This window comes from Spirosoma validum, from assembly GCF_014699035.1.
GTDB lineage: Bacteria > Bacteroidota > Bacteroidia > Cytophagales > Spirosomataceae > Spirosoma > Spirosoma validum.
This window is the reverse complement of record NZ_JACXAA010000011.1, coordinates 52,999-65,518: the sequence shown is the minus strand read 5'-3', so window position 1 is coordinate 65,518 and position 12,520 is coordinate 52,999. Positions and strand designations below refer to the sequence as shown.

6 protein-coding genes are annotated in these 12,520 nt (G+C 48.6%); 4 read left to right on the top strand and 2 right to left on the bottom strand.

Going from position 1 to position 12,520, the window contains the following annotated elements:
• Positions 1–57 precede the first annotated feature (57 nt).
• From IC230_RS24790 to IC230_RS24780, 3 genes are all read left to right on the top strand, one after another.
• A complete protein-coding gene (locus IC230_RS24790) occupies positions 58–2,031 on the top strand; it encodes a sensor histidine kinase (protein WP_191041764.1) in 1,974 nt (657 codons plus the stop codon).
• A gap of 327 nt (positions 2,032–2,358) precedes the next feature.
• Complete coding sequence (locus IC230_RS34680; RefSeq protein ID WP_191041763.1) at positions 2,359–5,331, top strand: alpha-amylase family protein; 2,973 nt, start codon at positions 2,359–2,361, stop codon at positions 5,329–5,331.
• Positions 5,332–5,575: 244 nt separating this feature from the next.
• Positions 5,576–7,585 (top strand): sensor histidine kinase, encoded by a 2,010-nt coding sequence (locus IC230_RS24780; protein ID WP_191041762.1) that lies wholly within the window; start codon positions 5,576–5,578, stop codon positions 7,583–7,585.
• Between the two features lie 40 nt (positions 7,586–7,625).
• Here the strand turns inward: IC230_RS24780 and IC230_RS24775 are convergent, their stop codons facing one another.
• Positions 7,626–8,264, bottom strand: coding sequence for a response regulator (locus tag IC230_RS24775; RefSeq protein WP_191041761.1), 639 nt, complete (start codon positions 8,262–8,264; stop codon positions 7,626–7,628).
• A 449-nt stretch (positions 8,265–8,713) separates the two neighbouring features.
• Here IC230_RS24775 and IC230_RS24770 point away from each other — a divergent pair, with 449 nt between their 5' ends.
• Positions 8,714–11,485: a beta strand repeat-containing protein gene (locus IC230_RS24770; RefSeq protein ID WP_191041760.1), complete on the top strand. Its 2,772-nt coding sequence runs from the start codon at positions 8,714–8,716 to the stop codon at positions 11,483–11,485.
• A gap of 98 nt (positions 11,486–11,583) precedes the next feature.
• Here the strand turns inward: IC230_RS24770 and IC230_RS24765 are convergent, their stop codons facing one another.
• Positions 11,584–12,498: an alpha/beta hydrolase gene (locus IC230_RS24765; RefSeq protein ID WP_191041759.1), complete on the bottom strand. Its 915-nt coding sequence runs from the start codon at positions 12,496–12,498 to the stop codon at positions 11,584–11,586.
• Positions 12,499–12,520 lie beyond the last annotated feature (22 nt).

The following is a 12,520-nucleotide window of genomic DNA, read 5'->3' as shown; positions in this document are numbered from 1 at the left end:
TATGCCCCTTGCTTATTAATCGGGGCCCCTGTACATTAGGGTCTTTCTCGTTCGTTAATGAAGCGTTTCAGTCAAGCGTTCTGGTTATTGCTGAGTAGCTGTCTGTTAGCGTCGCGGCTGATCGCTCAACCGCTGATTCAACAGCCGGTTACTAGTCTGCCTGGTGTTGGTGATCAACTGTCTTTACAGGGGCGTCTGGCTTCTTTTCGGGATTCATCACAGAAGAGGACCATTACGGATATCGTCAGCCTTGGCAGCGAATCCGCTTTTCAGCCGGTTACAGAACCCGTCCCTAACTTCGGAGTCATCACCGGAACACAAACGGCTAAACCCATCTGGTTACGGTTTCGACTACGTAATGCAACTGCCCGACCGCAGTCATGGCTTGCTGAGGTTGATTTCCGGTGCTTCGACGAATTACAACTGTTTATGGTCGATGCATCGAATCGGGTCGTATCGACATCGCCGGTAATTGGGTGGAAAACCCCCGCTACACAACGTATCCGACACCATCGGAACTTCTGGTTTCCCTTCACAGTGCCCGCTCAACAGAACGTAACCGCTTATCTGCGGGTCATGAAATCGCGGGGAACGCAGATTGTTCCCATTGAGCTTGTTCGGGAGTCGGCCTATGAAACGACCGTACAGAAGAGTTATTTGTTCTGGGGAGGAATCCTGTTCACGCTGGTATTTGTAGCGGTGATGAGTCTGATTTTCTTTCTGAATACGTTCAATCCTGTGTATTCGACATACATTTTCTGCCTGCTGGGGCTGGTCGGCTTCTTTGTGATTAACAATGGATTCCTGAACCAGTTTGCCTTTGAAACGCAGTTCTGGTTACCCCGGCAAAACGTTTACTTTCTGTTTCCGCTCATTCTTTTCTACTCACAGCTCATTTTCGTTCGGGCGTTTCTGCCAGTACGTCATACGTCGTCACACCGCCTACATTCGATCGGAACGGTCGTATTATGGTGCGGGTTAATTTGTCTGCTCGCCCTGACGGCTGAGTGGTTTGTGCCCTTAACGCCGATTACGGAGCTGATTCTGGTGCGAATCTTTACCCTATTCTATTGGCTCCCGATGCCCATCATCGTGGCGTATATTGTGGTCAATATTATCCATCGGCATTATGTTCAGGAAGCCTGGCTGTACTTACTGGCGATCTTACCCTTTTATACCCTGAATCTCTGGCTTGTTTTCGCCAATTTTGGTGTACTCCCCACGTATACCGTAGTGGCTGATTTCGCTTATTCCGCGCCAGCTGCATTGATTGAAGTATTGGTGCTTACCATTAGTCTGGCTTACCGGTACAAAATAGATCGTGATCAGACTGAGCGACTTATCAAAGAACAAACCGTTCAGCAGCGACGAACCTATGAAGCTGAAGTACAGGCGCTGGCTATGAAAAACAATTTGCTGGTTGAGAAGGAACGGATTGCCCGTGATTTACACGACAATGTGGGCGCACATCTGGCCTTTGTTGTAACGAACCTCACCCATATCAGCAACCAAACCGAAAAGCAACCTGTACAAAACGGACATCAGTTGTCGGATCAACTGCGTACGGTTGTTGATTATACCCGCGAGGCCATCAAGCTCCTGCGGGAAACCATCTGGGCGATTCATCAGGAAAGCTTTACGGTTGAGGAGTTTGCCGAACGACTCAATCAGTATATCAATCGCTACGTTCATGAAATCGGGGGAGTGCATGTCGATACGCAGGTGACGGGTTCACACACACAACGACTCAGTTCTACGCAAGTACTGAATTTGTTCCGGATTGTGCAGGAAGCGCTCAATAATGTCATCAAACATGCCCAGGCTACGAAGGCCAGCGTCCAGCTACATGTATATACAGATGGGCATATCGAACTCCGCATTCAGGACAATGGCCGGGGGTTCAACTGGCCCGACGAAACGCTCTCGGAGCCCCACTATGGTCTACAAAATATGCAGACCCGTGCCAGAGAACTAGGCGGTACGTTCCGGGTGATTGCCAGCGAAGGCACTACGGTAGAGGTTCAGGTCTAGTTGAATAACCGATTCACAGGACGTCTTCTTGGGAGTAGATTCATCTAAAAAATTTGTATCAATAAATTTTATTTGTGTTAACTAAACGGATTCATATTCTCTTATTGATTATACAAAATTGAATTATTTCAATAATATATTTTTATATAAAGTGCTATAGTCCTTATTTTATCTCATCGTTTATTCGCAGGTCCTGAGTCTATTGAGAGGGATTTTATAAAAGCAGGCTTTTGTTTGGACAGCCAAACTTGAGCGTGTTGTCTCTACTTTCTCTTTAAACGGGCTGGATTAGCGACTAGACTATTCACCAATAAACCAAAGGATATAGTGAGATTAGTACGGAAAACGATTACACTGATTGCGATTTTAGCCGGTCTGACCGCACCGGCATTTGCCCAGCAAGTATTGATGCAGGGATTTTACTACGATATTCCAAAAGCGCAGTGCGGAGCCAGCTGGGCCGACACCCTGGCTGCTAAAGCCGCTCAATTGGCTACGTCGGGCTTTACCCACATCTGGACGCCCCCATTTCAGGGGAATGGTCCCAACAGTGGAGGATACGATCCCAAAGATTTATACATCGGAACCAATAGTACCGTTACGTCGCTCGGCACCAAGCAACAGATTCTGGATATGGTCGCTACGTTTAACGGGACCGGTATGCAGGTGGTTGGCGACATGATCTACAACCACCGCGACGGTGGTTTGCCCGAAAACAATGATCCCGTTCTGGACTACATCATGAACCATGCGGGCAATACGAGTAGCCAGAGTTGCTATCAGTATTCGATGCCATCGGATCGCTACCGGATGATTCTGCCCGTTGGTGGTTCAACGGGTAATGGAACGGGGAATTACTACGTCAACATCAGTTCGCGGACGGGTACGTATGCTGGTAGTAAATACATGCTCTACGTAACGACGAATAAAATTGGTGGTTCGCGCTGGGCGCCTGTCAATCCGACGACGGTGGTTGTGCCCGAGCAAGGCCCTGCTTATGGTGTTCAATTGGGCACAAATTACGAAGTGACGATTGATAATAACGGCGATTCGGATGAATTTCAGGTGTCGCTCAACGCGGCTGATTTCAATGCGACTGATACGTTGTTTGTCCAGATGATCAACATTAATCCGGGCGATGTTACGTCCTACTCCAATCACCGAATCTGGAAAATCTGGTACGATCCGCTGGGTTCGCCTGGAAACGGTTCCGGGCGCGATCTGGCCGATTATGCGAATATGTTTGCTGGTGGTGGCGGTTTCAATCCGAACTACAGGATTCGCGCGCAGACGTTTACTAATTTCTGCAACCTGCCCGGTGGAGGGCCCTGCATGAACGGAAGCAATTTCCGCCCAAACTGGTCGGGTGATCCCGCGTCGGACGTCAGTGCTACGTGTCTGGGGCCAGCTTACAGCCAGCAGAGCATGGATTATTTCTACGACTATGATCACCAGAACCCCGATACAAAACAGAAACTAATTGACTGGACACTCTGGAGCTGGGACCAGGTTGGTATTCGTGGTCTGCGAATGGATGCCATCAAGCATTTTCCCGCTTCGTTTGTGGGCGATTTGTTATGCGCCATGCACGCAGCGGGCAAAGATCCAAGTCTGATCGTAGGTGAATGGTATGGGCAGGACCCCGGTCCACAGGGGAGCTGGCTCAGTCAGGTGTATGCTAAACTCAATGCCTGCGGGGCGGGTGCGCTCAGCCCGAAAGTATTTGATTTCAACCTGCGCGACCAGCTCAAAAAAGCGAGTGATGGTGGCAATGGTGCCAGCACGTCCGCTGATTGCAATGACGCATCGGTCTGGGATGTTCGGACTATTTTCGACGGTAGTTTACACGATGGCAGCAGTTTCAGCGGTAATAATGTCGTGACGATGCTCAATAACCACGACTTCCGCAGTTCAGATCCAACCTACGGCGATGCGTTGATCCACGATCGGGCTGATGCGCTCAACAGCTATGCCTATATGCTTACCAACAATCAACTGGGCGTACCGACGGTTTTCTGGCCTGATTATTACGGGTATCCAGCGAGTGTATCTACCTGGAACGGCACGGCCTGTGTTCCGCAAGCATTCAGTTATTTTCCAACCTGGTCGCAGGGCGGATTGAAGACCGAAATTGATCAGTTGATCAGCGTATTGAAAAACTATATTCAGGGATCTACCGGGATCGACTACCTCAATAAATTTGGTGGACCCGCCATTACGTATTACAGTGGCTGTTACAAACGGTCGCTGATTTACCAAAACAACGCGAATGGCAGCATCGGCGGCAAAGAGGTGTTGAACGTGATCAATTATGGCGATCAGCCGGTAGATGCTGAGATACCGATCATCCTCCGGAATGGCCTTGCTGCCGGGCAGTTATTCACAAAAGTAGCCGGTACGACCTCAACCTCAGCGGTGATTGTTTCTGGCTCGGGAACCCTGCGTGTTACGGTACCCGCCCACAGCTTTGCTACGTGGGTACAGGAGATTGCGCCGGTTGCGGGGAGTGGCAGCATCAAGATAAACAATTCAGGTGGGACTAAACCGGTTACAGTGCCAGCCACTACGTTCACAAACATAGCGCCCAGTAGTGATGCCAGTCCAGGTATGGTAAAGGCTATCCGGATCATTAGTTTCCCGACGAATACGACGAGCCTAACCATTAATACAACAATTTATACGGCTTCTTCGGCTGCGTTTAGCGGTGTCACGCCAGCGGGAATAACGCTGCAAACCGATGGCAACGGCAATCCAACGGCGACCATTCTGCTCGATCCGACGATTGATATAAATCCGGTAATCATCTCCTTTGTGGCCGTAGATAACGTTGGTAACGAATCGACCAATACGGGCACGGCGGTGCTTATTCCTGCCCCCGATCTGGTTCCGACTCTGTACGCGCGCCCATCGTCACAATACGGTACATCGGCCTGTTCGGTAGTAGTCGACGTGGTGGAGTTAAATTCAATAAACGCGGGCGGACCGGTCATCGTCCGGGTGACAAAAGATGCTAAGGTTCAACTTAGCTTCACGAGTGGAGCCACATTGATCGGCGGAAGATTGGTGCAGAACAGTGGCTGGACGTTTGATAACCTATCGAATACAAACTACTACATACTGACCAGTACGGAGGCTGTTCCAGCAGGCGATAAGCTTTCTTTTGGTCTGGATGGCTTACTGACGCCTGGCGCCACGGTAGGTGCTTTAACGATTAGCGCGGTGATTGTTGGTAGTAACGGAGAGGAGGTCAATGCTGGCAATAACATTGACGCCGATAAAATTGAATACTTCCAGCAGTAGGGGCTGATCAGCCACCCACGGCTTGTTAGGGTTTTACTTCTAAGGATGTAGATGTAGGTTATCTGTCTGGGTGATCAGCTAAGCTGGTTGCCCAGACATTTTTGCTTTAGGATGGTTGGTTTTGAGCTCAGACCCGAAAGAGCTTAGAGTAGAAAACTAATGATTTATATATTTATCATATGTTAAGCTTATACATTTGGTATTGTAATTGATCTTCCTGTTTGTATATACTCTATCTACGATTATGTATCCTCGTTTATGTTTATGTCTGTTAGTCTACTGTTTTCAAGCAAACGCTCAATTCTCGGACAGCCTATACAACGCCCTACCCGATACGTTACGGCCAAAGGACAAACAGGTTGTGATGGATAAAGAAAAATTCAACATCATACTCAATAGCTCGCAGGCTTTTGTGCAGAAACATTATGCTGAGATAGAGCAATGGACGCAACAACTGGAAAAGAAAATTGAAAACGTGAAGTCAGCCGAAGAAAAAATACCTTATGCACAAGCTATTGCCGGCTTTTATCTACAAACAGGCAATATTAGTGCTGCTTATGGCTGGAATAAGAAACTAGTTGCCTGGGGAGCAGGTGGTCATACATATAGACCTGCTATAACCAATGCCTATTTGAACTTATCGATGTATCATTCTACCAAATTGAGGCAGGATTCGGCAGTTGATATGCTACACAAGGCACAAAGTATTGCCATTGCTGACCATGATTCTACGTCTATACGGGACATCTATTACCTGTATATGTCGATTTATGCCAATCTATTCCTTTATCATCAGGCGCTTGACAACCTCAACAACTATTTAAATGCTTTGCCCCCGACGGAGAAATGGAGGGATACGTATACGAGTACCATGCTGACAAAAGCAGCCATATATGGGAGGCTTTATAACATTGAAAAAAAAATGGCGTATACCGACAGCGTAAAAAAGATCATAAACGTCGTAATGAATGCAAAAAAGGCGGAAGCATCCATATGGTATCATACGTGTTACAGTACACTTGGGTATTTGTCTTATTATCAGAAAGATTACAGGCAGGCCGTTACTTACTTTGATTTATCGCTCCAGCCAAAATTCAATGAAGTAGGCGCTTCAGTATCAGAGCTGAATTATAGAGCCATGTTGTATCGGAATATATGTCTGATCTTGCTCGGTCATGGTGAAGTCATCCAAAAGTCTCTGGCTCTTTCGATACCGCCAAAAGATTTTACTACGAGAAGGGCATTGAATGAGGCTATATATCAATACTATGTCAAGCGTAACGAGTATAAAAATGCCCTACATTTTTATAGCCAGTCTAAGGCCTATGCTGATTCTTTAGATGTAATCGGTCAGCGGGGCAAAGTTTTTGAAGCCGAGCAAAAATATTCGGTGGCTCAGAAGGAAGCGGCCATTGCGGTGCTGGAAACTAAAAACCTGCAGACCCAGACAAGCCGTGATCGAATGCTGGTTACGGGTATTATCCTACTGCTACTGTTGGCCTTGCTGGTCGCTTTGTTCTACCTGCGTAGCAAACGCCAGCAGACTCAGCGGCTAATTGAACGTCAAAAACTGACGGACGAATTGCAGGTGATGGAACACGAAATGGAACTGGAACGACTTAGCCAGCAGGCCGAAAAAGAAGCCGCCATTACAGGTGAACGAAAAGCCATTTCTGAAAACATGCACGATGAGGTTAGTAGTAGCCTGGCCGCGCTACGTTACCTCATCGCCGATATACGACAACAGGCCCAAAGTGATGAAACAAAACAGGCATTAACGGACGTAGAAGATGAAGCTAAATCGGTTTATTTACAGTCTCGGGAGTTCATGCATCGACTCCACAATGACCGGATTGGTCAAACGTACAACGTAGTGGATTTACTGGACAATCTTTCGCTTCGATTTGGTGAGGGTAGTGGTTTGCAAGTAACTGTGACTGCCGATACCAATACGATCCAACAATATTTTACGGCTCAACAACATGCCGAACTGTATCGGGTCATTAAGGAAGCTGTGGCTAATAGTATGAAGCACTCGGGAGCAAGCCATATCAAAATACGGGTTTATTCTAGGGGGGGGCAGTTTTATTTTGATATCGAAGACGATGGGAGTGGGCTACGCCAACCGGATGATTCGGGTTTAGGATTAGCTACGATGCAGCAACGAATAGCCGCTTTGAAAGGACAATTGCGAATCGATTCCGGTATTCAGGGACTGCACCTTAGCGGGAGCTTTCCAATGGGAGCCAGCTAATTATACTCGACGCCAGCACTCGTCTGTTGCCGAGCAAACGCTAGGAGAGGGCGGGATTATACAAGCCTTTTTGGATAGCAAACACGACCAGTTCTGTCGTGCGTTTTATGTTGAATTTGCGCATCATATTTTTGATGTACTGCTGCACCGTATGCAGGCTTAGCTTCATATCGTAGGCAATTTCTTTAGGCGTTTTACCTGCGCAGATCTTTTGCAATACTTCTTTCTCACGGGTTGACAGGTGAAATTCCGTAGCTTGATCGGAGAAAATATGCTCTACTAATTTGTCTTTTAAAGATGCATTGACATACCTGCCTCCTGCCAATACGGTTTTAATGGCTTCCAGCAGTTCCTCTTCTGAAGCATCTTTCGTCAGATAGCCGTCTATCCCCAGCCGCATGGCTTGCTTTACCATACCTATATCGATCAGGGAAGTAAGCAGAATCGTTTTGGTGTTGGGAAGTTGTTGCTTTAGGATCGTCAACATATCGAGCCCATTCATGCCTGGCAACAGAACGTCGCAAATGACAACGTCAGGATACCACTGATCCAGCTTTTCCGCTAGCAGGGCTTCCGCCTTTAGATACGTTTTGAATGAACTTTCTGGATATTCCTTGGTAAGCAGGCGCTTAATGAACTGAGTAATCAATAAGTGGTCGTCAATGATGCAAAAGTTCATGAGCTGGAAAAGACTCAGATAGAGTCCATGATTGCTATTTATTTGATTGCTTAAAGATAAGGGACAAGTTCGGGACTTTAATTCCAAAAAACGTGGGATATGAGCTCCCTAATTTGGGGGTATAAATACTCCAAATTATTCGTGTACTGTGCTCCTCACGTTTAGGGCTATCCTGATTTATTATATCTGCCGACCTTTGTCATAATTATCTCCCTCTAATTGAGCTGCTTAAGTTGTTCTTAATCAATACGTGAATGGCCCCGCCTACCGTCGATTTTTTGCCAATAAATGGTCTAAAATTATGCTGGTGGAACCAAACTGGATATGTATTACCCTCAATGCTTTACCGTACTAAACTAGATGAATTTTCTACTTCTCTTGGCGGCCGTCCTACAGGGGAAAAGGTTTGATTTTCAGGGCGTATTATAAACTTTATCAATAAGTATTTCATGATGTACAATTACACACCAGATTCCGGGCGGTTACGAAGCTCCCAATCTGATATCGCGTTTAGGAAGCCCGCATGGGCTACCACTTTTTTAGGCTATACATTCAGTAAGCTAGCCAGTGGTCTTCTAGCGACTTTTTTAGGCCTGGTACTTTTTGCTGGGCAGTCTAAGGCCGACGATGTCTACCTGAGCGCTGGCGGCAGTGGCACCCAAACCGGTAACAGCTGGAACAATGCCAAGGACTTCAACACCTATTTCAATACGTTCTTCCCATCTGCAGGGGCCATACCCGCGGGGACACACATTTATATCAAGGCGGGCAATTACAGTATTACCCCCGCACAACCGGCCGCACTAAACGCCAATGACATTCTCATTCAGGGGGGCTTTCCGCTAACCGCTACGGGTGTCGACAAATCCGGCTACAACCCCTTGGCAAATATCACCAAGATTACCAGTACCGGCGGGTTTGTCGGCACCAATGGCTCTCTAAGCGCCAGCACCAATGTCATTGAACTCAAAGGCATTGAATTTGGCGGGGCGGGTAGTTTCTATTTTGGCAATATCGGCGCCCAAGGCACCCGGGGCACTTTTAAATTTACCGACCTAAATATCCATAATGTAAGTGGCCAGGCTGTATTTTTCCAGGCAAATGGCAGCGGCAGTTCGGCTAGCTTTACCAATTGTTTGTTTGCCAACAATATCAATGGTGCGGGAGGTGGCGCGGCTATCTCCAATCCTCCGACCAATTTACCGCTCACTATTGTCCGTTGTAGTTTCACTGGCAACAACAACAGTGCCGGGTCGGCGAACGGTGGGGGGGCCATCTTCTCGGAGTCTAACCTAACCATATCCGACAGTTATTTTTGTGATAATACTTCCTATGTAGGCGGGGCCATAGGCGTTCCTACGGTAGGTAGCGTAAATCCGGTGTATACCGTCACGAATTCTACCTTTTATCATAACAGGGCCATCCTCTACGGCGGGGCCATTGGTTTGAGCAGTGGTAGTATTGATATTACCGGCTGTAAGTTTTATGATAATATCTCCAATGGTTCAAGAGGTGGGGGTGGTATCTGCGTGGTTTTGTCTAGTATTGGCACGGTCAACACGGTTGACGATTGCATGTTCTATAATAATGGTACCCTTACCCCGGTTGCTCCTTACGGGGGCGGAGCCATCAGCTTGATGCAAGGGGGTTCCTCTAATTACCAGATCACCAATTCGAAATTTGTCAAGAACTACGTTAATTCAGGCTATGGCGGGGCTATTTGCTATGATAATAATGGGGGTACCGCTACCCCCACCATAAGCGGGTGTCTGTTTTATGACAATAAAGCTAATGGAGGTTCTACCGGGCTCGGCGCCGACTTGGGAATCCGATATGGGACGATTTCGAGTTACCCGCGTTATGTGGTCAACAGCAGTAAGTTACAACTGGCCCAGTCTGCTTACCTGGGATTTAATGGCGGAGGCTCGGGGAGTGGCACCAATGGGTACGTCTTTGGCACGGGGCCTAATGTGAACACGTTCAGCAACACCACCGATGATGGTGGAATAGGAACCCCTACGTTCAGTTGCCCTACATCGATCAACGCAGTAGCGGTCAACATTGAGGGTCAGGTGTGGGATGATGTCAACGGCAATGTCACCTTCGAGGGCTCGGAAAATGGCACCAATGCCGGTGGTCCCCTCTTCGTTAATTTAGTGGATGGAACCGGTACGGTCATTGCCTCCACCACCGTATCAGCCTCGGGCAGCTATACCCTGGCCGCTCCCACCAGCACCACCGGGCTTAAACTCGTGCTGACCAACACGGCTACGGCTACCGCACCAGGTCCCCTGCCCAGCCAGTGGGTCAATACGGGCGAGAACGTGGGGTCTAGTAATTCGGCTACTCAAAGTGCTACGTTAGGCCAAATCGAGTTGAGCATCGGCACAACGGCCATTACGGCTCAGAACTTCGGCATCGAACACCTGCCCACACCGGGCTCAGGTACGGCTACGGTCAGCAACGCGGGTGGCACGACACCGGTGACGGTTCCCCCTTCAGCTTTCACTTCCACCAGCCCTAGCTCGGATACTGGCGATACTCCGCCCGGCAGCGTGACAGCGATTCATATCACCACCTTCCCCAGTAACGTCACGAGTCTGACTATTAACGGGACGGTCTACACCAGTATTCCTGGGGGCGGCATCACCGTGCCCACCGATGGTAACGGTGCGCCAACGGTGCCCATCCTGGTGGACCCCACCAACGATAGCCAGCCGGTGAGCTTCACCTTCACCGCCATCGACAATGCGGGTAAAGAATCTACCACCACTGGCACAGCCGTGCTGCTGCCGGCTCCTGACCTGACACCGATCATCTATGCCCGCCCCTCAAGTGTCTACAATACCACCGACCTGACGGTGGTGGTGGATGTGGTGGAGTTGCTGGGAGTGCCCACCAGTGGATTGATTACGGTTCGGGTGACCAAGGACGCTCGGGTTAACCTGGTCTTCATCCCCAGTACGACCCTGGTAGGTGGTCGTTCGGTGAGCAATAGCGTGTGGAATGTGGACCTGTCGAATCCGAGCTATTACACCTTGAGTACGAGTCAGCCCATCGGTGCTGGCGACAAGCTCTCGTTTGGTTTTACCGGCACCTTGACGCCTGGGGCGACAACGGGGGTGTTGACGCTGAGTTCGGTGATTCTGGGAGGTAGTGGGGGTGAGGTACGGGTCAACAACAATGTGGATGCCGACAAGATCGATTACTTCCAGCAGTAAGAATCTTCTAATCGACAATTAATAAATTGATCCCGATACACTTCCAAAAGTGTATCGGGATCAATTTATTAATAAGCTCTATATTTCTAGAAAATCAATCACTTGTAAACCTGATCGGGCGTAAGAAAACTGGTTCGTTTTTGCTCAGGATCTTTAAGCGTTACGTCGACCTGGTAGGCTTTACGATCCCGGACGAAGGCGTCCAGAAAGCCTAAAATTTCGGGCAGGTTTCGCTGAAGCGGGGTAATCGCCACTTCATGTCCCATATCGGCTACGCGGCAGATATAATACGGGAAACCACGCTTTTTAAATTCCGCAGCAATTGGGCTCGATCCGTAAAATCCTTTGTTAAAAATGCGGATCTTATTATAAAAGACGAGCTTGTCGTCGGTGCCGTGAAACAGCATAGTCGGAGCGGGCGGGGTGCGGTAGTTGAGGCCCCCGTCGAATCGTAGAATCGCGCCCGCGAACGATACTACACCCGCGTATTGAAAATTGGCTGGTAAACGCTTGCTGAGTTCAGTATTATTTCGCTTTTCGTAGTCGCCCTGCAAAACCGTCATCGCTCCCGCGCTGGAGCCCGACAGTACAATCCGGCCTGGGTCGATGCGTAGTTCGTTGGCATGATCGAAGAGCCAGTTCGTGGCATCGAATAAATCTTCTACCGCGATGTCGATCGCTCGTTTGAGCGGTTTAACCCGAAAGGCCCATATCTTTCCCGCCCCTTTGAGCCCCAGCCGATACGAAATCGAGATGACTGCATACCCATGCCTGACTAAACTGGTAAAGTAGGGATAATAATCTGGGCAGTCCCGACTCCCCCGTTTGAAACCACCACCGAATACAAACAACACACAAGGGCTCTTTGCGAGCATGTTCGGGCGCTGATAAACGTCCAGTTGCAAGTTGTCATGGTCTTTGACGGCATACGTATACGTCTTTTTCGTAATACTGACTTCGACAGGAGCAGTAGCCGTCATGGTGTGGTTCTTGGTGTGGCTGAAGGCAATCATTTCAGGTTGTGTGGTTATGTGT

Excerpts from the sequence above, each read along its gene's own strand:
- IC230_RS24775 (WP_191041761.1), bottom strand. The coding sequence starts at position 8,264 with ATGAACTTTTGCATCATTGACGACCACTTATTGATTACTCAGTTCATT.
- IC230_RS24770 (WP_191041760.1), top strand. The coding sequence starts at position 8,714 with ATGATGTACAATTACACACCAGATTCCGGGCGGTTACGAAGCTCCCAA.
- IC230_RS24765 (WP_191041759.1), bottom strand. The coding sequence starts at position 12,498 with ATGATTGCCTTCAGCCACACCAAGAACCACACCATGACGGCTACTGCT.
- IC230_RS24790 (WP_191041764.1), top strand. The coding sequence starts at position 58 with ATGAAGCGTTTCAGTCAAGCGTTCTGGTTATTGCTGAGTAGCTGTCTG.
- IC230_RS24780 (WP_191041762.1), top strand. The coding sequence starts at position 5,576 with ATGTATCCTCGTTTATGTTTATGTCTGTTAGTCTACTGTTTTCAAGCA.